Origin of the sequence: Pseudomonas sp. NBRC 100443 (genome assembly GCF_030268185.1) — a bacterium.
In the GTDB taxonomy this organism is placed as follows: domain Bacteria; phylum Pseudomonadota; class Gammaproteobacteria; order Pseudomonadales; family Pseudomonadaceae; genus Pseudomonas; species Pseudomonas citronellolis.
This window is the reverse complement of record NZ_BSQE01000006.1, coordinates 91504-113486: the sequence shown is the minus strand read 5'-3', so window position 1 is coordinate 113486 and position 21983 is coordinate 91504. Positions and strand designations below refer to the sequence as shown.

General features: G+C 69.5%; 18 protein-coding genes. 13 read left to right on the top strand and 5 right to left on the bottom strand.

Annotation, left to right across the window (positions count from 1 at the left end):
* Window positions 1-56: 56 nt before the first annotated feature.
* A complete protein-coding gene (locus QSJ95_RS09850) occupies window positions 57-281 on the bottom strand; it encodes a hypothetical protein (RefSeq protein WP_009622991.1) in 225 nt (74 codons plus the stop codon).
* 221 nt (window positions 282-502) lie between these two features.
* On the opposite strand from QSJ95_RS09850, the gene QSJ95_RS09845 reads away from it, so the two are divergent.
* Together QSJ95_RS09845 and QSJ95_RS09840 are read left to right on the top strand one after the other, a co-directional pair.
* On the top strand, window positions 503-925 hold the full coding sequence (locus QSJ95_RS09845) for a MerR family transcriptional regulator (protein WP_058491015.1): 423 nt from the start codon (window positions 503-505) through the stop codon (window positions 923-925).
* Entirely contained in the window at window positions 913-1662 is a 750-nt protein-coding gene (locus QSJ95_RS09840; protein WP_285642028.1) for an SDR family NAD(P)-dependent oxidoreductase, read from the top strand. Before QSJ95_RS09845 ends, QSJ95_RS09840 begins: the two co-directional genes overlap by 13 nt.
* Here the strand turns inward: QSJ95_RS09840 and QSJ95_RS09835 are convergent.
* Window positions 1648-6774 (bottom strand): trifunctional serine/threonine-protein kinase/ATP-binding protein/sensor histidine kinase, encoded by a 5127-nt coding sequence (locus tag QSJ95_RS09835; RefSeq protein WP_285642027.1) that lies wholly within the window; start codon window positions 6772-6774, stop codon window positions 1648-1650. The two genes, QSJ95_RS09840 and QSJ95_RS09835, sit on opposite strands and share 15 nt — an antisense overlap.
* A 22-nt stretch (window positions 6775-6796) precedes the next feature.
* Window positions 6797-7471: a response regulator transcription factor gene (locus QSJ95_RS09830; RefSeq protein WP_276215348.1), complete on the bottom strand. Its 675-nt coding sequence runs from the start codon at window positions 7469-7471 to the stop codon at window positions 6797-6799.
* Between the two features lie 238 nt (window positions 7472-7709).
* Here QSJ95_RS09830 and QSJ95_RS09825 point away from each other — a divergent pair, with 238 nt between their 5' ends.
* The 3 genes from QSJ95_RS09825 (at window position 7710) to QSJ95_RS09815 (ending at window position 10704) form a co-directional block, all read left to right on the top strand.
* Window positions 7710-8735, top strand: a complete 1026-nt coding sequence (locus QSJ95_RS09825) for a GlxA family transcriptional regulator (protein ID WP_285642022.1) — start codon at window positions 7710-7712, stop codon at window positions 8733-8735.
* Between the two features lie 196 nt (window positions 8736-8931).
* Complete coding sequence (locus QSJ95_RS09820) at window positions 8932-9303, top strand: response regulator transcription factor (RefSeq protein WP_285642020.1); 372 nt, start codon at window positions 8932-8934, stop codon at window positions 9301-9303.
* Between the two features lie 198 nt (window positions 9304-9501).
* A complete protein-coding gene (locus QSJ95_RS09815) occupies window positions 9502-10704 on the top strand; it encodes an NAD(P)/FAD-dependent oxidoreductase (protein ID WP_285642018.1) in 1203 nt (400 codons plus the stop codon).
* A 215-nt stretch (window positions 10705-10919) separates the two neighbouring features.
* On the opposite strand, the gene QSJ95_RS09810 is transcribed toward QSJ95_RS09815, so the two are convergent.
* Entirely contained in the window at window positions 10920-11144 is a 225-nt protein-coding gene (locus QSJ95_RS09810; protein ID WP_285642016.1) for a hypothetical protein, read from the bottom strand.
* An 83-nt stretch (window positions 11145-11227) separates the two neighbouring features.
* Window positions 11228-11890: a TetR/AcrR family transcriptional regulator gene (locus QSJ95_RS09805; RefSeq protein ID WP_043271983.1), complete on the bottom strand. Its 663-nt coding sequence runs from the start codon at window positions 11888-11890 to the stop codon at window positions 11228-11230.
* A gap of 219 nt (window positions 11891-12109) precedes the next feature.
* Here QSJ95_RS09805 and QSJ95_RS09800 point away from each other — a divergent pair, with 219 nt between their 5' ends.
* The 8 genes from QSJ95_RS09800 (at window position 12110) to QSJ95_RS09765 (ending at window position 21941) form a co-directional block, all read left to right on the top strand.
* Complete coding sequence (locus QSJ95_RS09800) at window positions 12110-13996, top strand: acyl-CoA synthetase (RefSeq protein WP_285642014.1); 1887 nt, start codon at window positions 12110-12112, stop codon at window positions 13994-13996.
* Window positions 13997-14181: 185 nt separating this feature from the next.
* Window positions 14182-14367, top strand: a complete 186-nt coding sequence (locus QSJ95_RS09795; RefSeq protein ID WP_134163419.1) for a hypothetical protein — start codon at window positions 14182-14184, stop codon at window positions 14365-14367.
* 3 nt (window positions 14368-14370) lie between these two features.
* On the top strand, window positions 14371-16257 hold the full coding sequence (locus QSJ95_RS09790) for a DUF1302 domain-containing protein (RefSeq protein ID WP_285642012.1): 1887 nt from the start codon (window positions 14371-14373) through the stop codon (window positions 16255-16257).
* Between the two features lie 14 nt (window positions 16258-16271).
* Window positions 16272-17630 carry a DUF1329 domain-containing protein gene (locus QSJ95_RS09785; RefSeq protein WP_285642010.1) on the top strand — a complete coding sequence of 453 codons (1359 nt, stop codon included), beginning with the start codon at window positions 16272-16274 and terminating at the stop codon, window positions 17628-17630.
* Between the two features lie 648 nt (window positions 17631-18278).
* Entirely contained in the window at window positions 18279-19499 is a 1221-nt protein-coding gene (locus QSJ95_RS09780; RefSeq protein ID WP_285642009.1) for an acyl-CoA dehydrogenase family protein, read from the top strand.
* Between the two features lie 25 nt (window positions 19500-19524).
* Entirely contained in the window at window positions 19525-20040 is a 516-nt protein-coding gene (locus tag QSJ95_RS09775) for a flavin reductase family protein (RefSeq protein ID WP_285642007.1), read from the top strand.
* A 40-nt stretch (window positions 20041-20080) separates the two neighbouring features.
* Entirely contained in the window at window positions 20081-21010 is a 930-nt protein-coding gene (locus QSJ95_RS09770) for a VOC family protein (RefSeq protein ID WP_285642006.1), read from the top strand.
* A gap of 64 nt (window positions 21011-21074) precedes the next feature.
* Window positions 21075-21941 (top strand): fumarylacetoacetate hydrolase family protein, encoded by an 867-nt coding sequence (locus QSJ95_RS09765; protein WP_285642004.1) that lies wholly within the window; start codon window positions 21075-21077, stop codon window positions 21939-21941.
* Window positions 21942-21983: the final 42 nt, after the last annotated feature.

Sequence of the window (21983 nt, the reverse complement as noted above, 5' to 3'; positions counted from 1 at the left end):
TGTTCTGCCGCCACCTTACCCGCACGCCGGAGGAAGGGAATAGTGCTTTGGAGGGGTCAGGGGTCGCTGGCGCTGATGACGCCCGTGCGCACCTGCTCGGCCATGGCGATCAGCCGTTCGGCATCGCCCTGCAGGAAGGCCGCCATGCGCACCAGGTGCACCGCCTGGGACGCCGGCAGCTGCTCGGCGGCCCGCCCCAGGTCGGTCGCCAGTCCCTCATGGCGGAAGGCCATGTTCAATAATTCGCGCCGCAGCCGCTGGCTCGCTTCGTTCAGGCCCATGACGCACCCTCGCTGGCAATCGAAAACTCCAGCATAGACGAGCCGGCCTGCGCGCCCCGCCGGCCGTCATACCCAGGTATGCCGGGCCTATACCCATGTGCATTTCTGGCCTCCGGGCCGCGTTCCTATAATCGCCGTCCGAAGTCACGCGCCGGGCAAGCCCGGGCGCTTGACCTTGACACTAGCGTCAAGCCCCTAGAGTTCCGCCGGTGGAGGTGAACATGCAGATTGGCGAACTGGCACTGCGTACCGGCGCGAGCACCCGCGCGCTTCGTCATTACGAAGCCCGGGCGCTGATCGCGTCGTCGCGGCTGGAAAACGGTTATCGCGACTACGCCCCGGCCATGGTGCAGCGCGTGCGCTGGATACGCGAACTGATCGAGTGCGGCTTCAGCACCCGGCAGATCCACGGCCTGTTGCACTACCTGGAGGAGGAGGAAGACAGCGAAGGCTTCCTCGCCTGCCTGCAGCGGCACCTGGAGAAGCTCCAGGCGCTGGACGCGCTCCAGGCCCGGCTCGCCGATCGCCGCGCGAAGCTGGCGGAGAAGATCGGGCGCTACCTGCCGCTGCCGGCCGATCCTGCATGGCAATCCCCCACGCAAACTCACTCGGCAACGACGTTGGAGGAACGATGGGAAAGCTGAATGACAAGATCGCGCTCGTGACGGGCGGCAACAGCGGCATCGGCCTGGCCACCGCGCAGCGGTTCGCCCGGGAGGGCGCGACGGTGGTGATCACCGGGCGACGCCGCCAGGTGCTGGACGAGGCCGTCGGGCAGATCGGCGGCAACGCCCTGGGCATCTGCGCCGACGCCAGCCGGCTGGCCGATATCGACGCGCTGTACCAGCGTATCGGCCAGCTGTACGGGCGGCTCGACGTGCTGGTCGCCAATGCCGGCATCATCCGCCCCGCCGCGGGCGAACAGGTGGACGAGGCGCAGTTCGACGAGCAGTTCGACATCAACGTCAAAGGCGTCTTCTACAGCATCCAGAAGGCCCTGCCGCTGCTGCGCGACGGCAGCTCCATCGTGCTGGTGTCGTCCATCGCCCACCTCAAGGCCCTGGACGCCCATGTGGTGTACGCCGCCACCAAGGCCGCCGTCCGCTCCTTCGCGCGCAGCTGGGCGGGGGAGCTCAGGCTGCGCAACATCCGCGTCAATTGCCTGAGCCCGGGCCCGGTGCTGACGCCGATCATCGGCAAGATGGGCATCGGCGACGAGCAGTTCGCCGCCTTCGAAAGGCAGGTGACGGGCCTGATTCCCCTGGGCCGGCTCGGCCGCCCCGAGGAGCTGGCGAACGCCGCGCTGTTCCTCGCCTCGGACGACAGCAGCTTCGTCACCGGCGTCGACCTGTGCGTGGACGGCGGCCTATCGCAGCTCTAGGGCCTGGCCCGGGCAGCCCCGCAGGTCGAAGCGGACCAACGCGCCACGCGGCGGGTTGGCCAGGGCCTGCAGCTGCCCGCCATGAGCCTCGATGATCGAGCGGCAGATCGACAGGCCCATGCCCAGGCCGCTGGGCTTGGTGGTGTAGAAAGGCGCGAAGACCTGCCCGGCGTCCTGGGCGGCGAAGCCCGGCCCGGTGTCGCTGACGCTCACCCGCACGCCGCCTGCGCCGTCCGGCGCCGTCTCGATGTCCAGCCGGCGCACGCCGTCGTCGACCTCGCCCATGGCCTCGATGGCGTTGATGATCAGGTTGAGCAGCACCTGCTGCAGTTCCACCCGGTCGCCCTCCACCGGCGGCAGGCCCTCGGCCAGCCGCGTACGCACCGTGGCGCCGCCCTTGGCGGCCTGGCCGCGGGTGAACTCGACCATTTCCAGGATCGCCTCGTTGATGTCCAGCGCGCTCTTCTGCGACGGCGCCTTGCGCAGCAGCCCGCGGATGCGCTTGAGCACGTCCGCGGCGCGGTTGGCGTCCTTGACGATGCGTTCGAGCCCCTGCCCCACCTCGCCCAGGTCCGGCGGCTGCGCGCCCAGCCAGCGCTGCGCCGCGTAGGCGTTGGTGATGGTCGCGGCAATCGGCTGGTTGACCTCGTGGGCGATGGACGCGGTGAGCTGGCCCATGGTCGCCACGCGGTTGGCGTGGGCCAGTTCGCCCTGCACCTCGCGGTAGCGTCGCTCGCGTTCGGCGAGGTCGCGGTACAGCCGGGCGTTCTCCAGCGAGGCGGCAGCCTGCGAGGCCACCAGCTTGAGCACGGCGGTGCGCGCCGGGCTGAAGGCGCGGGCTGTCAGGTTGTTCTCCAGGTACAGGGCGCCGCTGAGCTGCCCCTGGTTCATCAGCGGCAGGCAGAGGATGGAGCGCGCCTGGCGGTTGCGCACGTAGGGCGAGCTGGCGTATGCCGCCTCGGCCAGGGCGTCGTCCAGCGCCAGGCTCTCGCCGGTGCGCAGCACCTGGTAGAGCAGCGCCTCCGGCAGCAGCGCCTCGCTCAGCGGCTCGTCGCGCAGTTGCAGGCGCGGCGCGTCGTCGTCGACCGTCACCTGCGCCACGATGCGCGGCCCCTCGGCGCCCTGGAGCACCAGCACGCCGCGCTCGGCGCCGGCCTGTTCGAGGGCGGTGCGCATGACGCTGTCCACCAGCCGCTCCAGCACGATTTCGCCGGAGGTGGTCTGCAGCACCTTGAGCACGGTGGCCAGGTCCAGCTGCTCCACCGGGGCGGCCATGGTGGCGGTGGGGCCCGGCGCCGGCGCCTGCTCGCCGAGGAAGGGATGCCGCGCCTCCAGCTGCCGCAGCTTGCCCTCGGCGCCCCAGCGCCGGTAGCAGGCATACGCGCCCTGCAGGTAGACGCGGGCCACCCTGTCGAGCCCGCGCGCGGCGTAGCAGGCGGCCGCCAGTTCGTTGGCCAGCGCCTCCACCTGGAGGAAGCCGTCGTCCTGGGCGGCGCGGATGGCCTGCTCGTAATGCAGCTCGGCGTCGGCCACGCGGCCCTGCAGGCGGGCGAGTTCGGCCTCCAGCAGCAGGACGTGGCAGCTGAAGTTAGCCGGGCAGAGGTCGGCCCATACCCGCAGTTCGTCCCGGTGCGCGGCTATTGCGTCCAGGCGGCTATCGTCCGGCGAGGCGGCATCGCACAGCGCGGCATGGGCGAGCGCATCGAAGAAGCAGTACTCGCCCTCCTCGATGAACGCGTGGGAAGTCCACAGCAACGGCTGCGCCTGGGCCGAGGCCTCCAGCGCCGCCGCGTACTCGCCGGCGAAGTAGCGCGCCTGCAGCTTGCGGATCCAGTACCAGCAGCTGTACACCCGCGAGGCGCCGGCCAGGCGCGCCTCGGTATCCGCCTCGCGGAAGCCGCCCTGGTCGAGGTGGCCGAAGCGCGGGGCCAGGCCGCGCAGGGTACGGATCAGCGCGAGCTGGTTGTCGAGGAAGTCGATCACCAGGCCGAAGCCGACCTTGCCGGCGTAGGCCAGGCCGCGTTCCGCCTCGGCCTGCAGTTCGGGCAGCGGCTCGCCGCTGAACAGCAGGTTGGACACCAGGCTGTTGCAGGCAAAGGCGCCGAACGGCAGGTCGCCGGTGCGGTTGGCGCTGTCGAACACGCGGCGCAGCTGCTCCTCGCAGGCGCGCACCGGCTGCACCCAGCGCTGGGCGAACAGCGAGAACGACAGGTAGGTGCGCGCCTCGTAGCGTTCCAGGCGGCGGCGTTCGACGAGTTCGCAGCCGAGCCGGCCGAACTGGAAGCCGGCCTGGTAGTCGCCGAAGCGCCGCCCGGCGACCCGCGGGATGTTGGCGTAGGCCACGCAGGAGGCGTCGCCGTTGCCGTGTTCCAGGCTCAGGTTGATGGCCTTGCAGATGGTCAGGCAGGCCAGGTTGCCGTCGGTGTGCAGGGCCGGCGAGAACAGCGTGGTCAGCGCCTCGATGGTGGCCAGGGCGAGCGGCTCGCGCATCGGCGGCAGGTCGATGAGCGTGTCGATGGGCCGCGTGCCGAGCTGGGCGCGGATGCGCTCGTACTCGGCCTGCACCGTGGCGTCGTCCGGGTGGGCCGGCCAGTCGATGCCCACGTGGCGGAGGAAGTCCAGGCAGACCGCCACGGCATCGTCGCGGCGGTCGAGGATCAGGTAGACGTCCACCTGCAGGCAGGCCACCCAGGCGCGCTGCACGGTCGTCGCGGCGCGCCCGGAGAGCATCCGCAGGCGCTGCTCGGCCTGGGCCACCTGGCCGGTGGCGAACTCGCATTCGGCGCGGCCGGACTCCAGGGCGAACAGCAGTTCGTGGCGGCCCTGCCAGCTCGCCTCGTCCAGCAGCTCCACGCCGCGGGCGAAATAGGCCAGCGCCGAGGCATAGGCGGTCGAGGCCTTGGCCCGCTGCCCGGCGAGCAGGTTGAACCCGGCCAGGCGCTCGCGCTCGGCCGGCTCGGCGATCAGCGCGGCGCCGCGGTTGAGCTGGCCGACGATCTCGAAGATCGCCTCTTCGCGCGCCTGCGGCGGCGTCTGCTCGGCCAGCAGGCGGCCGATCCGCAGGTGCGCCGCGGCGCGCTCGGCCTGGGGGATCAACAGGTAGGCCGCTTCGTGGATACGGTCGTGGGCGAAGGCGTAGGCGCCCTCCCCGCGCTCCACCAGTTCCTGGCGGATGGCGTCCCACAGGGCCCGCTGCAACTGGCTGCGCGATAGCGCCAGCACGCTGCCCAGGGTCGCGGCCTCGGCGCGGTTGCCCAGGCAGGCCAGCTGCTGCAGCACCTCCTGGGTCTGCGCCGGCAGGCGCGCCAGCTTGTCGAGCATCAGGTCGACGACGTTGTCGGTGTAGCCCATCGCCTGGATGCGCCCGAGGTCCCAGCGCCACTGCCGCGCCTGCGCCTCGAAGGCCAGCAGGCCCTCCTCGGCCAGGGCCTGGAGGAACTGGATGACGAAGAACGGGTTGCCGGCGGTCTTGTCGTGCACCAGCTGCGCCAGCGGGCGGATGTGCGCCGGCGCGCCGTGCAGGGCCTCGGCGATCAGCTGTTCGACGTGGCCGCGGCCCAGCGGCGCCAGGCGGATCTCGTCGATGCGCACCTGCGCCTTGCCGACCTTGCGCAGCGTGGTGCGCAGGGGGTGGGCGTCGTCCACCTCGTTGCTGCGGTAGGCGCCGAGCAGCATCAGGTGGCGCAGGTCGTCGCTGGTCAGCAGGTCTTCCAGCAGGTCGAGGGTGGCCGCATCCAGCCATTGCAGGTCGTCGAGGAACAGCGCCAGCGGGTGTTCCGGCCGGGCGAACACGCCGATGAAGCGCTTGAGCACCAGCAGGAAGCGGCGCTGCGCCTGCTGCGGTTCCAGCGCCGGCAGCGGCGGCGGCTCGCCGATGATCAGCTTCAGCTCCGGGATCAGCTCGGTCATCACCCGCGCATTGGCGCCCAGCGCCTGCAGCAGGGCCTGGCGCCAGCGCGCCAGCTCGCGGTCGTTCTTGCCCAGGAGCATGCGCACCAGGCCCTGGAAGGCCTGCACCAGGGTGGAGTACGGGATGTTGCGCTTGTACTGGTCGAACTTGCCGGAGGCGAACAGCCCGCGCGGCGGCACCAGCAGCTTGTGCAGCTCGTTGACCACCGAGGACTTGCCGATGCCGGAGTAGCCGGACACCAGCACCAGCCCCGGCGCATCGCCCGCGACTATGCGTTCGAAGGCGGCCACCAGGGTGCCGACCTCGCGTTCGCGGCCGTAGAGCTTCTCGGGGATCAGCAGGCGCTCCGGCACGCTGTGCCCGTCCAGCGGGAAGTCGTCGATGCGCCCGTTGCGCTGCCAGCTCGTCAGGCAGCGGCGCAGGTCGTGCTCCAGCCCGGCGGCGCTCTGGTAGCGCTCCTCGGCGGTCTTGGCCAGCAGCTTCATGACCAGCTGCGACAGCGGCGCGGGGATGCTCGCCACCCGCGCCGTGGGCGGCACCGCCTGGCGCGCGATGTGGCAGTGCACCCACTCCATGGCCTCGCTGGCGGCGAACGGCAGGTCGCCGGTGAGCATCTGGTAGAGGGTGATGCCCAGGGCGTAGAGGTCGCTGCGCGAGTCGATCGAGCGGTTCATCCGCCCGGTCTGCTCGGGCGCCATGTAGGCCAGGGTGCCGGCGATGGTTTCCGGCGGCTCCGGCGCCTGGCGTTCGCGCGGCAGCCACGAGGCCAGGCCGAAACCTGTGAGGCGCACGCGGCCGTCGGCGCAGTCGACCAGGATGTGCGGCGGCTTCAGGTCCTTGTGCACCAGGCCGCGCTGGTGCAGGTGGCCCAGGGCCGCGCTGATGCCCACGGCCAGCTGCAGGAAGCGGCCGGTCTCCATGGGCGCGCCCAGTTGCGCGGACAGCGGCTCGCCGCCGGGGTCCTCCAGCACCAGCAGGCTGCGCCCGCCCTCGCGCAGCAGCTCCAGCGGGCGCACCGCCCAGGCGCCGTCCAGTTCGTCCTTCAGGCCGAACTCGTGGGCCAGGCGCTCGACGCTGGCGGGCTGCGGCGGCTCGCCGGCCGGGCGCGCGAGCAGCACACCGAGCCCCTCCTGGCGCGGATGCCGGCCACGGCTGAACACCCGCTCGCCGTCGTCCCAGAGAACCTGTCGTCTATCGCTCATCCGCGCTCCACGCCGCGCCCGCTCAGGGGGCCCGGCGCGTCTGCGGCGCGATGCCCAGGGCCTCGGACTTGCGCACCAGGTCCGCCACCGAGCGCGCTGCCAGCTTGCGCATCAGCTGCCCGCGGTGGACCTTCACCGTCACCTCGCTGAGGTTCAGCTCGGCGGCGATCTGCTTGTTCATCAGGCCGGCCACCACGTAGCCCATCACCTCCCGCTCGCGGGGGGTGAGCGCGGCGTAGGCCTCGCGCAGCCCGGCGCTGGAGCGCTCGGCGGCGAGCCGTTCGGCGTCCTTGGCCAGGGCGTTGGCCACGGCGTCAAGCATGTCCTGGTCGCGGAACGGCTTGGCGAGGAAGTCGACCGCGCCGGCCTTCATGGCCTTGACGGTCATGGCGATGTCGCCGTGGCCGGTCATGAACACGATGGGCATGCGCAGGCCGTGCTTCTCCACCTGTTCCTGGAAGGCCAGGCCGCTTTCGCCGCGCAGGCGCACGTCGAGCACCAGGCAGCTGGGGGCGTCGTCGCGGGGGAAGGCGAGGAAGTCCGCGGGGGACTCGAAGGTCTCCACGCGCAGGCCGATGGAGCGCAGCAGCCCGGACAGCGCCAGGCGCATCGACTCGTCGTCGTCGACCACGTAGACCACCGGCTCCCTGGGCTTGGCGCTACCCTGCTGCGCCCCCGATTGCGACCACGAATTCATCCGGCTTGCTCTCCTGCGACCGACGCCGCGCCTGGCATACGACTGAAAAAACTAGTCCACCACGGCGCCTCCGACAACGCGGCGGGACGCCCGGCATCCGGACGAAGTTAGCGCGCCGCCGCGCCCGCTCGCCAGGACAGAAATCCCAGGTTATCGGCCAGCGCCGGCGCCGGGCTTGCCAAGCGCCGCCGCAGGCGGTATCTCGCTGCTGGTTGGAATCGGCATGGCAGTGTTGGCAATGAGCGTCCCCCCAAGCGACAACCCCCAGAATGCGTTGCCCGGCAACGGCCCGCGCGAGGTGCTGTTCGTGGCCTACCCGGACATGGGCCTGCTCGACCTCAGCGGCGCCCAGACGGTGTTCTGGGCCGCCTCCAAGGCACTGGCCGAACGCGGCCTGCCCGGCTACCGCCTGCACACCGCGAGCCTGGCCGGCGGCCTGGTGCGCACCGTGGAAGGCCTGGCGGTGGACAGCACGCGCCTGCCGCCGCCGCACGCCGTGGCGGCCGACACCCTGGTGGTGCCCGGCGCCCCGGACATCTGCCACACGCTGGACAGCCACGCCGAGCTGGCAGCCTGGATCAGCGCCGCCGCGCCGCGCATCCGGCGCGTCGCCTCGGTGTGCAGCGGCGCCTTCCTGCTGGCCCGCGCCGGCCTGCTCGACGGCCGCCGCGCCGCCACCCACTGGGCCCTGTGCGACGCCCTGCGCCAGCGCTTCCCGGAGGTGGAAGTGGACGCCGACGCGATCTTCATCCAGCAGGGCGAAACCTGGACCTCGGCGGGCGTGAGCGCCGGCATCGACCTGGCCCTGGCGCTGGTGGAAGCCGACTGCGGCCGCGAGGTGGCCATGGCCGTGGCCCGCGAACTGGTGGTGTACCTCAAGCGCCCCGGCGGCCAGGCGCAGTACAGCACCCTGCTGCAGTCCCAGGCCGCGGACAGCCCGCTGTTCGACGAGTTGCACCTGTGGCTGGCCGAGCACCTGGGCGAGCGCAGCCTCACGGTGGAGCAACTGGCCGAGCGCGTGCGGATGAGCCCGCGCAATTTCTCGCGGGTCTACAAGCAGCGCACCGGCCGCACCCCGGCCCGGGCCATCGAGCTGTTCCGCCTGGAGGCCGCCCGGCGCCTGCTGGAGCACTCGACGCAGAGCATCGAGCAGATCGCCCGGCAATGCGGCTTCGGCAACGAGGAGCGGATGCGCGTCACCTTCCAGCGCCACCTGTCGATCGCCCCGCGCGACTATCGCAGCCGCTTTACCCGTGAGGCCTGAGTGCTGCCCTCGTATTCGTATCCATGAACTTGCCCTTCATCGATCAAGGCAAGTTGCCAAGTTGCGGAAAGTGCCTCGACGGAAGTTTGCAAGAACCCATACCCAGGTCTCGCCGGACTATACCCAGGTATACTTCTTCGCCTTGTTCGCTGGCGTATCTTGAAGTCTCGACAGATACCGCCACGAGCAATTCCAGATGGCCCAAGAACCCCCGAGTCGCCATACGGCCGTGATTGCCGTGGTCGACGACGATGACTCCGTGCGCGCGGCGCTGGAGAGCCTGCTGCGCGCCAGCGGCTATCGCGTGCGCAGTCATTCCAGCGCCCTGGACTTCCTCGCCGCCGGAGAGCCCGGCGAGGCGCAGTGCCTGGTGTCCGACGTGCAGATGCCCGGCATGAGCGGCCTGCAGCTGCACGCAAGGCTCATCGCCATGGGCCTGCGCATTCCCGTCATCTTCATCACCGCCTACCCCGAGGCGGTCCCCGCCCCGCTCGCCTGCCTGCCCAAGCCGTTCGACGCCGAGCGCCTGCTCGCGTGCATCGAAACCGCCCTGCGCCAGCCGCGCTGAAACTTCCCCGGCAAGTCCTGTCGATACCTGGGTATATATCCGCCAGACCAACGCACTATTCCGCGAACCCCATGTAGAAGTGTGCGGCGCAACTTCCCCGAATAGCATGAATTCCACAGCGGACGACTCGACAGTCACGCCGGGCTTGGAGCCGAAACTTCAAGGTCATTCATCACTACGTATATTCGGGAGCAAATCATGAAACAGCAGATTCTGGTGGTGGGCGCAGGCTTCGGTGGGCTCTGGAGCGCCTTGAGCGCGGCACGCCTGCTGGACCGACACGAGCGTCACGACGTGCAGATCAGCCTCCTCGCGCCCCAGGCGGAGCTGCGCATCCGCCCGCGCTTCTACGAACCCGACGTGGGCCGCATGTTCGCCCCGCTGGACGCGCTGTTCGACACCGTGGGCATCCGCTTCGTCCAGGGCAGCGCCGAGCGCATCGACGAGCAGGCGCAGAGCGTCGGCTACCGCGACGCCGCCGGCCGCCAGGGCGAGCTGGGCTACGACCGCCTGGTGCTGGCCACCGGCAGCCAGCTCGCCCGGCCGCCGGTGCCGGGCCTGGACAGCCACGCCTTCGACGTCGACCAGATCGAGTCCGCGGCGCGCCTGGAAGCGCACCTCAAGGCCCTGCGCAACCGCCCCGCCAGCCCGGCGCGCAACACCGTGGTGGTGGTCGGCGGCGGCTTCACCGGCATCGAGACCGCCACCGAAATGCCGGCGCGCCTGCGCGAAGCGCTGGGCGCGGAGCAGGACATCCGCGTGATAGTCGTCGACCGCGGCGCGCAGGTGGCCGCCGCCCTGGGCGAAGGCATCCGCCCGTCGATCATCGAAGCCTCCACAAAGCTGGGCATCGAATGGGTGCCCGATGCCAGCGTCGCTGCGGTGGACGCCGACGGCGTGAGCCTGGCCGACGGCCGTCGCATCGACAGCCACACGGTCATCTGGACCGGCGGCCTGCGCGCCAGCCCGCTGACCGGGCAACTGAGCGGCGAACGCGACGCCCTGGGCCGCCTGCACGTGGACGGCAACCTCAAGGTGCGCGGCCAGGCCAAGGTGTTCGCCGCCGGCGACGTCGCCTACGCCGCCACCGACGACCTCGGCAACCACGCGGTGATGTCCTGCCAGCACGCCATCTCCCTGGGCCGCCACGCCGGCAACAACGCCGCCGCCGACCTGCTGGGCGTGCCGCCCACCCCCTACCGCCAGCCCAAGTACGTGACCTGCCTGGACCTGGGCGCCTGGGGCGCGGTGTACACCGAGGGCTGGGACCGCCAGGTCAAGCTGCTGGGCGAGCAGGCCAAGGAGCTGAAGACGCAGATCAACACCCTGTGGATCTACCCGCCGGCAGCCGACCGCAGCATCGCCCTGGCGGCGGCCGATCCGCTTATCCCGGTGGCCTGACACCCTGAACGCGTAGGGCGCATAACCGTTCGCGGTTATGCGCCGCCGGGGCGTCCGGCGTGGCCTGGAATTGTAGGATGGGTTGAGCTTGCGATACCCATGCTGCCGTGGCGATGGGTATCGCTTCGCTCAACGCCATCCTGCGAAAAGCCGTGCTTCCCTGGAGACGTAGGAGCGGATTCATCCGCGATCAGGCGAATGTCGAAAACCAGCCCTCACCCCTGCGCGCTCGGCACCTCGTCCTCACTGATGCAATGCTCGATCTCGGTCACCTTGCGCAACGCCTGGTCCGAGCAGGGATAGGCCCCGAAAATACGCCCCTGGTAGAACACCACCCAGACGAATCCCAACGGCTCCCCATCCGCCAGCCCGCGGACCAGCGACTGGAACCCGGGGGGCAGGTCGTCGATATGCATCTGTGCCATACCGCGCAGGATCATGGCCGCTCACCTCTGGCTCGGAAGGCTGCATTCTCGATGCCCGCGGGCCTGCGGGCAATACGACGGAAGCAGCCCCGCCGCCGCTAGCGCGCCGCGGCGCCCAGCGGCGGGAGCAGTTCGGTGGCGATCAGCGGCAGCTTCGGCGGCGCCCTGAAATCGATGGGCAGACGGGCCTGGGCCGCGGCAACGGAGGCTTCCACGCCCAGCAGGCCGAGGGTCAGCTCGGCGACATCCTCGATCATCTCCATGGGCAGCCGGCCCTGGTAGATCTCCTGCATCACGCCGTAGGAACTGCCGGAAACCATCGCGATCACCGCGGACTCGTTGCTGACGTGAAAGGCGCCGTTGTCCATGCCGTTCTCCAGGTCGCGCCGGAAGAACTGCCGCACGCCCAGGATGAAGTGCTGGGTGGGTAGGTTGGCGTCGAACAGCAGATGGCCGACGGCGTGCCCCGGCGCGGCCATGCGCAAGGTCTGGCGCACGGAGGTGGCGACTATGGCGCGCAGGTCCGTCATCCCCTCGGTGACCTCGACGACGGCCTGGCGGGCGGCCATGACCAGCAATTCGAAGACGTCGTCCAGCACGTCCTCGCGGGTCCGGTAGTAGTTGTAGAAGGTGCCGGGGGCCATCTCGGCCCGCTCGGTCAGGTTGTAGACCGTCAGGGCGCCCGCCCCGCCTTCGAGGGCCAGTTCCTGGGCCGCGATCAGCAGTTTGCTGCGTGTCCTGTCTCGTTTGCCTATGGCCATAGATGCTCCGTTTGCTTGCCACGAAGAATAGCGGACAGGCCAGGTATTGAAAATCTTTCATTTCTGAAATACCTTCAATTAACGCTTCCAAACAATAACAATGGAGCCGGCCCCGATGCCCATCCAACAACGCATTGCCTTTGCGTGCAGCCCCAGTGCCCTTCGCTCCCGCCTGCCGGCATCTGCCGGCAGCCACGTCGCCGCCGGAGGGTACGCCGCATGATCCTGCGCAACCTGGCCGACATCGAACACCTGGAACGCACCCCGCTCGCCGCCCACGACCTGCCGCAGAACACCTACGCGGCCCTGCAGCGCAGCGCGCAACGCAGCCCGGAGGCCCCGGCGCTGAGCTTCTTCTTCGATGCCGAACATTACCAGCAGGCCTGGCACTGGAGCCATGCCGAACTGTTCGCCCGCATCACCCGCACGGCCAATGCCCTACATGCGCTGGGCGTCGGCCCGGCCGACGTGGTGGCACTGGTGCTGCCGAACCTGCCGGAAACCCATTTCTGCACCTGGGGCGGCGAGGCGGCGGGCATCGTCATGCCGATCAACCCGCTGCTGGATGGCGCGCAGATGGCCGACCTGCTGCGCGCGGCCAACGCCAAGGTGCTGGTGACCCTGGAACCGACGCCGGGGCAGGACACCTGGGAGCGCCTCGCCCCGCACCTGGACCAGTTGCCGGCGCTGCGCGAAGTGGTCTGGGTGAGCACCGCGCCCTACCTCGACGCCGAGCGCGCCCAGGCCTTGCGCGAGCATGTCGAGCGGCAACGCCAGGGCCGCAACGTCCACGACCTGCATGGCCTGCTGGCGGAACAGCCGGCCGACCGCCTGGCCAGCGGCCGCGTCATCCAGGCCACAGACCCGTCCTCGTACTTCTGTACAGGCGGCACCACCGGCCTGCCGAAGATCGCCGTGCGCACCCACGGCGCCGAGGTCTTCGACGCCTGGGCGCTGGGCGCCGTGCTGGCCGGCGACCCAGCCAACGAGCGCTACTTCTGCGGCCTGCCGCTGTTCCACGTGAACGCCCAACTGGTGACCGGGCTGCGCCCCTGGCTGCAGGGCGGCCACGTCATCCTCGGCACGCCCCAGGGCTACCGCAGCGCCGGGTTGCTCGCGCGCTTCTGGCGGATCGTCGAGCACTACCGGATCACCTTCTTCTCCGGCGTGCCCACCGTCTACGCCACGCTGCTGCAGCAGCCGGTGGGCGATGCCGACATCTCCAGCCTGGACTACGCGCTGTGCGGCGCCGCGCCCATGCCGGTGGAGCTGTTCCGCGAGTTCGAGCGCGTCAGCGGCGTGCGCATCCTCGAAGGCTACGGGCTGACCGAGGGCACCTGCGTGTCGTCCTGCAACCTGCCCGACGGCGAGCGGCGCATCGGCTCCATCGGCCTGCGCCTGCCCTACCAGCCGATGCGCGCGGTGGTCCTCGACGACGACGGCCGCTACCTGCGCGACGCCGAGGTGGATGAAGTGGGCGCCATCGTCCTGCGCGGGCCCAACCTGTTCGCCGGCTACCTGGACGAGGCGCACAACCGTGGCGTGTGGCTGGACATCGACGGCCAGCGCTGGCTGAACAGCGGCGATCTCGGGCGCCTGGATGCCGAGGGCTACTTCTGGCTCACCGGGCGCAAGAAGGAACTGATCATCCGCGGCGGCCACAACATCGATCCCAAGCAGATCGAGGAGGCCCTGCAGGGGCACCCGGCGGTGGCCCTGGCGGCCGCGGTGGGCAGCCCGGACGCCTATGCCGGCGAGGTGCCGGTGGCCTACGTGCAACTGGTGCAGGGCGCCCGGGCCGACAGCGAGGAGCTGCTGGCCTTCGCCGCCCGCCACGTCAGCGAACGCGCCGCGGTGCCCAAGCGCATCGAGATTCTCGCCAGCCTGCCGGTGACGCCGGTGGGCAAGCTGTTCAAGCCCGCCCTGCAACGCCGCGAGATCGAGCGCGTGGTGCGCCAGGAGGCCGCCCAGGCCGGCTACGCGGTTGAAGTGGAAGTCATCCAGGACGGCCGCCGCGGCACCCTCGCCCGGCTCCAGGGCCCGGACCGCCACGACCTGGCCGCGGCGCTGGGGCGCTACGCCTTCCAGGTCGAATGCCTGCCATGAACGACCGCGCCTTGCTTGCGCACTGACGAATTTTCGCCAACCGCCCCGGCGGGAAAGCCGGGGAGTTGATGCAAGTCGCCAGCAAGGCGCCAGCGAAGTTTGACCGCAACCGACCGAGCGAGGGCCCAGACCACGGAAAAACACAATAAGAATCAATAGGAAGCCCTCTCCGGCAGAGGCTATGCATGGCGCCGCGCAGCGCGCCTGGTACAGCCATTGCCCTGGATGAGCCCAGTGCCTGCCGCTTCCGGATTTTCTCGAGCAAGGGAACCTTTCACGTCGCCGCCGCGAAGAACGCCGCGTTCCTCGCAGGGGACCTGTCTGCCCCGAAAAAAGTGCACTGCATGCCACACAACAACAAAAAGGTATGAGTCATGAACCACAAACCCATGTTCCGGCACCGCGCCTGCGTGCCCCTGGCGCTCGGCCTGGCCGGCAGCCTGGCCGTTCCGGCCTACGGCGTGACCTTCAATGCCGGCGAGATCGAAGGCCAGTTCGACAGCACCTTCAGCCTGGGCGCCAGCTGGGCCCTGCGCGGCGCCGACTCCAGGCTGGTCGGCGAGAACAACGGCGGCAAGGGCCTCGCCACCGGCACCGACGACGGCCGCCTGAACTTCAAGAAGGGCGAGACCTTCTCGAAGATCTTCAAGGGCCTGCACGAACTGGAACTGAAATACGGCGACAGCGGCGTGTTCGTCCGCGGCAAGTACTGGTACGACTTCGAGCTCAAGGACGAGCACCGCCTCGTCCGGGACATCGACGACCACGGCCGCGAGGAAGGCGCCAAGTCCTCCGGCGGGCAACTGCTCGATGCCTTCCTCTACCACAACTACATGATCGCCGACCTGCCCGGCACCGTGCGCCTGGGCCGGCAGGTGGTCAGCTGGGGCGAAAGCACCTTCATCCAGGGCGGCATCAACAGCATCAACCCGGTGGACGTCTCGGCGTTCCGCCGCCCCGGCGCCGAGATCAAGGAAGGCCTGATCCCGGTGAACATGTTCTACCTGTCCCAGGCCATCACCGACAACCTCTCCGCCGAGGGCTTCTACCAGCTCGGCTGGCAGCAGACGGTGATCGACAACTGCGGCACCTTCTTCTCGCAGAACGACTTCGTCCCCGACGGCTGCAACGGCGTGCCGGTGGGCCCGAACCTGACCGGCAACCCGGCGGCCATGGCGGCGCTCACCCCCTTCGGCATCAACCTCAGCCGCCAGGGCATCGTGGTGCCGCGCCTGGGCGACGACGACGCGCGCGACAGCGGCCAGTTCGGCGTGGCGCTGCGCTGGATGGTGCCGAGCCTGGACACCGAGTTCGGCGCCTACTTCATCAACTACCACAGCCGCCAGCCCTACGTTAATTCCTACTCCAGCCCCAACGCCGACAACCTCAACTTCGTCCCGCAGCTATGCGGCAACCTCGGTATCGGCGACCCCGGCGCCTGCGCCGGCGCCCTGGGACCTGCGCTGAACGACCTGGCGGTGGCCTACCGCCTGGGCACCTCCAGGTACCAGGTCACCTACCCCGAGGACATCCGCCTCTACGGCCTGAGCTTCGCCACCACCCTGCCCACCGGCACGGCGCTGTCCGGCGAGATCAGCTACCGGCCGAACATGCCGCTGCAGCTCAACGCGGTGGACCAGGTGTCGGCCTCCAGCGGCATTCCCGCCCTCTCCCCGCTGCTGTCCTCGGGCGCCTATCCGGTGGCCGACGATGCACTGATCCAGGGCTACCAGCGCAAGCCGGTGACCCAGGCGCAAGTCACCGCCGTGCAGTTCTTCGACCAGGTGATGGGCGCCGACCGGGTGACGCTGATCGGCGAGGTCGGCGCGGTCCACGTCGGCAACCTCGAAGGCAAGGGCGGCCTGCGCTACGGCCGCGACCCGGTGTTCGGCCAGGGCGCGCTGTACCCCGACAACAGCCTGTGCCAGGCCTCCAACAGCCCGGCGACCGCGCGCAACTGCAACAGCCACGGCTTCACCACCGACTTCTCCTGGGGCTATCGCATGCGCGCCATCTGGGAGTACAGCAACCTGATCCCGTCGGTGACGCTCAAGCCCAACATCGCCTGGTCCCACGACGTCGAAGGCTACGCGCCGGAGCCGGGCTTCAACGAAGGCAGCAAGGCCGTCAGCCTCGGCATCGACGCCGACTACCGCAACACCTACAGCGCCAGCCTGTCGGTCACCGATTTCTTCGATGGCCGCTACAACACCAACGTCGATCGCGACTTCGTCGCCTTCAGCGTCGGCATGTCCTTCTGAGCCGGAGTCCCCTCATGAACCACCTGATCAAAGGCACCACCCTCGGCCTTTCGCTGCTGGCCGGCAGCGCCCTCGCCGCCGTCTCCCCGGAACAGGCCGCGGAGCTGGGCAAGCGCCTCACCCCGCTGGGCGCCGAGCGCGCCGGCAACGCCGACGGCAGCATTCCCGAATGGACCGGCGGCCTGCCCAGCAACGCCGGCAGCAAGGACGGCGCGGGCTTCCTGAGCAACCCCTACGCGGCGGAGAAGCCGCTGTTCGTCATCGACGCGAAGAACGTCGACAAGTACAAGGACAAGCTCAGCCCCGGCCAGTTGGCGATGTTCAAGCGCTACCCGGACAGCTACCGCATGCCGGTGTACCCGAGCCACCGCAGCGTCTCGCTGCCCGATGCCATCTACAACGACGCCAAGGCCAACGCCCTGCACGCGAAGATGGTCAAGGACGGCAACGGCCTGGCCGACTTCCTCACCGCCTACCCCTTCCCCATCCCGCAGAACGCCCAGGAAGTGATGTGGAACCACACCACCCGCTACCGCGGCGGCAGCGTCAAGCGCCTGAGCGTGCAGGCCACCCCGGACAAGGACGGCGGCTTCACCCCGGTGTTCTTCCAGCTGCAGTTCACCTACCGCGACCAGCTCAAGGAGTTCGACCCGGGCAACCCCGGCAACGTGCTCTTCTACTACAAGGAAGCGGTGACCGCGCCGGCGCGCCTGGCCGGTGACGTGCTGCTGGTGCACGAGACCATCGACCAGGTCGCCGAGCCGCGCCAGGCGTGGATCTACAACGCCGGCCAGCGCCGCGTGCGACGCGCCCCGCAGGTGGCCTACGATGGCCCCTACCCGGCCTCCGAGGGCCAGCGCGTGGGCGACAACTTCGACTTGTACAACGGCGCCCAGGACCGCTACACCTGGAAACTGCTGGGCAAGCGCGAGATGTACATCCCCTACAACGCCTTCGCCCTGGACGCGCCCGGCAAGCAGTACACCGACGTGATCAAGGCCGGCCATCTCAACCCCGACCTGACCCGCTACGAGCTGCACCGCGTGTGGGTGGTGGAGGCCAACCTGAAGCCCGGCGCCCGGCACATCTACGCCAAGCGCGTGTACTTCGTCGACGAGGACTCCTGGCAGATCGCCCTGGCCGACCACTACGACGGCCGCGGCAACCTGTGGCGCGTCGCCGAGGGCCACATGGAACCCTTCTACGACGTGAAGGTGCCGTGGCTGGCGGTGGAAACCCTGTACGACCTGCAGAACGGCCGCTACATCGCCTCGGGCATGCGCAACCAGGAACGCAACGCCATCGAGTTCGGCGTGAAGGCGGTGGCCGCCGACTTCACCCCGACCGCGCTGAGGAATGCCGGCGTGCGCTGAGCACGCCGCCCCCGGGCATGGGCGGGCCCCGGCCTGCCCCTGCAACTCCTGACGCAACGCCTTGCAGCCACCCAGGTGGCTGCTTTTTTTCCGCCGCCGGCACGGGCGCCGCAGCGGCGCGCAGACATCCCCGGGAAGGCATCGAGGACTTCGTGCACCGCGGCAGAGGTTGCTTTTCGTAGGAGCGAGCAAGCTCGCGAACGAGGCTTCCGGGGGCTTCGGCGCCAGGACCAAGAACACCCTCTCCCCAGCCCTCTCCCTGAAGGGAGAGGGGGCTAGTCCGTGCCGAGAGAAGGAATGGTTCCAGCCGGAAACCACCGCGCTTGCCGGCTAACTCGGGAAAGCCAGTCCACTCCGAACGGTCCCCCCTCCCTTCAGGGCGGGGCGCGCAGCCGAGGGTTAGGGAGAGGGAGCGGAGTTAATCCAAAACACCGAAGCCACCGGCGAGCCCCGTTCGCGAGCAAGCCCCTACGAAAAGCCACACCAGCCACCCACCACACACCCTCCAACCTCCACCTTCATCTCGTTGATTTTATTTTTTGAATATCCTTCAAATTTGATGCTAGTATCAAACCACCTCCCCTCCCAGCTCAGCCGGGGGAGGCGCAGAAGAGCCTTGATAACAATCGACAAGACAAAGGTATTTCCATGAGCACCATCGCCTATGCCGCAACACCCGCCAGAACCGAGCGCAGCGCCGACGACCTGCGTGCCTACGCCGCCTCGCTGATCCCCACCCTCAAAGCCCGCGCCAGGGAAACCGCCGCCCTCGGCCGGCTGCCCGCCGAGACCATCGCCGACCTCGAGGCCGGCGGCCTGCTGAGCATGACCACGCCGCGCAAGTACGGCGGCCCCTCGGTGTCGGTGCGTACCTTCCTGGAAGTCGTCGCCGAGCTGGGCAAGGCCGATGCCTCGGTGGCCTGGGTCACCGCCCTGACCAACGTCAGCACCTGGAGCGCCGCGACCTTCTTCGGCGAGCGCGCCGCCGAGGAGCTGTTCGGCGACGGGCCCAAGGCCCGCGTGGTCGGCGTGCTCTCGCCGCGCAAGGCGGTGGTGAGGAGGGTCGAGGGCGGCTACCTGATCGAGGAAGGCCTGTGGGGCTTCAACTCCGGCATCTACCACGCCAACTGGGACCTGCTGGGCATCCCCATCGTCGACGCCGCCGGCAACGTGATCGACCAGGGCGTGTCGCTGGTCCCCACCTCGCAGGTGAAGATCCTCGACGACTGGAACGTGATCGGCATTTCCGGCAGCGGTAGCTCCAGCGTCTCGGTGAGCAACGTCTTCGTGCCGGATTCGCGGGTCACCTCGGTGAGTAAGGCCATCACCGGCGACTACGAGTCCAGGCACTTGGCGGACGAGCCGCTGTACAGCGTCGCCTGCATGCCGATGCTGGCGATCATCCTCGCCTTCCCGGCCCTGGGCCTGGGCGTCGCCGCCCTGGAAACCTTCCTCGAAGGCCTGCCGCGCCGCGGCATCCAGTACAGCTGGTACACCAAGCAGGCCGAGGCGCCGGTCACCCACCTGATGCTCGGCGAGGCCTCGGCCAAGCTGGAGGGCGCGCGCGCCATCCTGGAGAAGCACGCCGATGCGCTGGACGCCTGCGCCCGCGACGGCCGCTACATGGAGTTCCTCGACCGCGCCCGGGTGCGCCGCGACGTCGGCTTCGCCGAGAAGCTGCTGTGGGAAGCCGTGGACATGCTGGCCACCGCCTCCGGCGGCTCCCTGGCGGCGGTGGGCAACCCCTTCAACCGCCTCTGGCAGGACGCGCGCATCGCCTCGCTGCACGGCATCGTCACCCCGGCCACCAACTTCGAGACCTACGGCCGCATCCTCTGCGGCATGGAACCGGGCACGCCCTTCATCTGAACCCGTGGCCAGCCAGGAGAAGCCCATGGACATGCAGACAGCGGCACTCGATGCCAAGCGCTTTCGCCGGGTGATGGGCAAGTTCGCCACCGGCGTCACCGTCATCACCTACCAGCACGAGGGGCAGCCGGCGGGCATGACCGCCAACGCCTTCATGTCGCTCTCGGTGGACCCGCCGATGGTGCTGGTGTCGATCCGCAAGGAATCGCGCTTCGCCGGCAGCGTGAAGCCCGGCGACGGCTTCGGCATCGCCTTCCTGCACGAGGAGCACGAGGCGCTGAGCCGGCACTTCGGCGGCCGCCCGGATGCGGCTTGCCAGGTCGCCTTCGGCGAGCACCGCGGCACCCCGCTGCTGCAGGGCGCGCTGGTGCAGCTGGCGGTGCGCGCCAACGCCGTGCACCCCGGCGGCGACCACCTGATCTACACGGCCGACGTCGAGGCCATCGAGGAGTCCGATGGCCGCCCGCTGCTGTTCTTCTCCGGCGCCTACAAGCAGTTGCATGCCCTGGACCCCAGCCACTGCTGGCACGACTTCGGCTGAGCCGCCTTTCCTTCACGAACGACAACAAGAGTGCACAAACATGATCAGCGTGCGCGACATCGCTTACGTCCGCTACCAGGTCCCGGACCTGGACGCCCAGGCCGCCTTCCTCGAGGACTTCGGCATGCGCCGACAGCGCAGGACCGACACCGCCCTGTACATGGGCTCCTACGCCGGCGGCTACCCGCTGCACATCTCCCAGCTGGGCCCGCGCCAGGCCCTGGGCATCGGCTTCATCGCCCAGGAGCTGGCCGACCTGCAGCGCATCGCCGCCGAGTTCGGCACCCAGGTGCGTGACAACGACGAACTGGGCGCCGGCTCCATCGTCACCCTCGCCGACCCCGACGGCTTCCGCGTCGACCTGCTGCACGGCGGCGAAGTGGTCCAGGCCGCCCCCACCCGCGCCGCGCTGCGCCTGAACAACGCCCAGCAGCGCCCGCGCCTGGGCCAGGCCGCACGGGTGCCGGCCGGCCCCTCGCACGTCATGCGCCTGGGCCACGTGGTGCTCAAGACCGTCGACTTCCCGGCCATGATGGACTTCTACCAGAAGGTGCTGGGCCTGCGGATTTCCGACAGCTACTACGCGCAGGCGCCGGAAAACATGGTCGCCGCCTTCCTGCATTGCGGCCTGGGCGAGCGCTACACCGACCACCACACCGTGGCGCTGGTCAACATCGGCAGCCAGGAGCGCGACTTCGACCACAGCGCCTTCGAGGTGCTGGACTGGGACGACCTGGTGCGCGGCAACCAGCACCTGCTGGCCCGCGAGCGCCAGCACGCCTGGGGCATCGGCCGGCACATCCAGGGCAGCCAGGTGTTCGACTACTGGCGCGACCCCTTCGGCAACAAGATCGAGCACTGGACCGACGGCGACCTGGTCAACGACGCCACGCCCACCACCCACGAGCCGCTCACGCCGGACGCCTTCGCGCAATGGGCGCCGCCGCTGTCGCCGGACTTCCTGAACTGAGCCGTCCCCACCCCAGCCCTGCCCCGGCCAGCGCCCGGGGCGGCAACGCACAAGAGGAAACCCCATGAAACTCGCACGCTACAGCCACAACGGCCGCACCTCCCTGGGCAAGGTCGAGGGCCGGTACCTGATCGACCTGTCCGAAGTGCTGCCCGCCGGCGCCCGCGACGTCGCCGACCTGCTCGCCTCGCCCGCGGCCCTGGAAGCCGCGCGCACCCTGCAGGGCCACGCCGGCAACCGCCTGGCGCTGGAAGAGGTGCGCCTGGGCGCGCCCATCCTGCGGCCGTCCAAGTTCATGGCCCTGGGCATGAACTACAAGGACCACGAAGCCGAGGCGCGCCGCGCCGGCGTGCCCATCCCCACCTCCCAGGTGTGGTTCAGCAAGCAGGTCTCCTGCATCACCGGCCCGTTCGACGACGTGCACTACCCCGCCGTGTGCGAGCGCATGGACTACGAGGCCGAGCTGGGCGTGGTGATCGGCAAGCCGGGGCGCTACATCGATGAGGAACAGGCCCTGGAACACGTCGCCGGCTACTTCGTCGCCAACGACGTCAGCGCCCGCGACTGGCAGGCCAAGAGCCCGACCTGGACGCTCGGCAAGTCCTTCGACACCCACGGCCCGATCGGCCCGTGGATCGTCACCGCCGACGAAATCGCCGACCCGCAGGCGCTGAACATCCGCCTGCAGGTCAACGGCGAGACGCGCCAGGAATCCTCGACGTCGAAGATGACCTACAGCGTCGCCAGGCAGATCGCCTACCTCAGCCAGGTGATGACCCTGCAGCCCGGCGACATCCTGATCACCGGCACCCCGGCCGGCATCGGCCTGGCCATGGACCCGCCGCGCTTCCTCGCCGTCGGCGATGTGATGCGCGTGGAGATCGACGGTATCGGCCACATCGAGAACCGCGTCATCGCCGAACCGCGCTGACCGCCCCACCCCGCGCAGCCACAAGCCGCGCGGGGTTCCTTT

What these genes read in the sequence shown, in the direction of transcription:
- QSJ95_RS09765 (WP_285642004.1), top strand. Translation starts at nt 21,075, where the DNA reads ATGAAACTCGCACGCTACAGCCACAACGGCCGCACCTCCCTGGGCAAG.
- QSJ95_RS09780 (WP_285642009.1), top strand. Translation starts at nt 18,279, where the DNA reads ATGAGCACCATCGCCTATGCCGCAACACCCGCCAGAACCGAGCGCAGC.
- QSJ95_RS09835 (WP_285642027.1), bottom strand. Translation starts at nt 6,774, where the DNA reads ATGAGCGATAGACGACAGGTTCTCTGGGACGACGGCGAGCGGGTGTTC.
- QSJ95_RS09785 (WP_285642010.1), top strand. Translation starts at nt 16,272, where the DNA reads ATGAACCACCTGATCAAAGGCACCACCCTCGGCCTTTCGCTGCTGGCC.
- QSJ95_RS09795 (WP_134163419.1), top strand. Translation starts at nt 14,182, where the DNA reads ATGGCGCCGCGCAGCGCGCCTGGTACAGCCATTGCCCTGGATGAGCCC.
- QSJ95_RS09775 (WP_285642007.1), top strand. Translation starts at nt 19,525, where the DNA reads ATGGACATGCAGACAGCGGCACTCGATGCCAAGCGCTTTCGCCGGGTG.
- QSJ95_RS09845 (WP_058491015.1), top strand. Translation starts at nt 503, where the DNA reads ATGCAGATTGGCGAACTGGCACTGCGTACCGGCGCGAGCACCCGCGCG.
- QSJ95_RS09840 (WP_285642028.1), top strand. Translation starts at nt 913, where the DNA reads ATGGGAAAGCTGAATGACAAGATCGCGCTCGTGACGGGCGGCAACAGC.
- QSJ95_RS09790 (WP_285642012.1), top strand. Translation starts at nt 14,371, where the DNA reads ATGAACCACAAACCCATGTTCCGGCACCGCGCCTGCGTGCCCCTGGCG.
- QSJ95_RS09815 (WP_285642018.1), top strand. Translation starts at nt 9,502, where the DNA reads ATGAAACAGCAGATTCTGGTGGTGGGCGCAGGCTTCGGTGGGCTCTGG.
- QSJ95_RS09850 (WP_009622991.1), bottom strand. Translation starts at nt 281, where the DNA reads ATGGGCCTGAACGAAGCGAGCCAGCGGCTGCGGCGCGAATTATTGAAC.
- QSJ95_RS09800 (WP_285642014.1), top strand. Translation starts at nt 12,110, where the DNA reads ATGATCCTGCGCAACCTGGCCGACATCGAACACCTGGAACGCACCCCG.
- QSJ95_RS09820 (WP_285642020.1), top strand. Translation starts at nt 8,932, where the DNA reads ATGGCCCAAGAACCCCCGAGTCGCCATACGGCCGTGATTGCCGTGGTC.
- QSJ95_RS09770 (WP_285642006.1), top strand. Translation starts at nt 20,081, where the DNA reads ATGATCAGCGTGCGCGACATCGCTTACGTCCGCTACCAGGTCCCGGAC.
- QSJ95_RS09805 (WP_043271983.1), bottom strand. Translation starts at nt 11,890, where the DNA reads ATGGCCATAGGCAAACGAGACAGGACACGCAGCAAACTGCTGATCGCG.
- QSJ95_RS09825 (WP_285642022.1), top strand. Translation starts at nt 7,710, where the DNA reads ATGAGCGTCCCCCCAAGCGACAACCCCCAGAATGCGTTGCCCGGCAAC.
- QSJ95_RS09810 (WP_285642016.1), bottom strand. Translation starts at nt 11,144, where the DNA reads ATGATCCTGCGCGGTATGGCACAGATGCATATCGACGACCTGCCCCCC.
- QSJ95_RS09830 (WP_276215348.1), bottom strand. Translation starts at nt 7,471, where the DNA reads ATGAATTCGTGGTCGCAATCGGGGGCGCAGCAGGGTAGCGCCAAGCCC.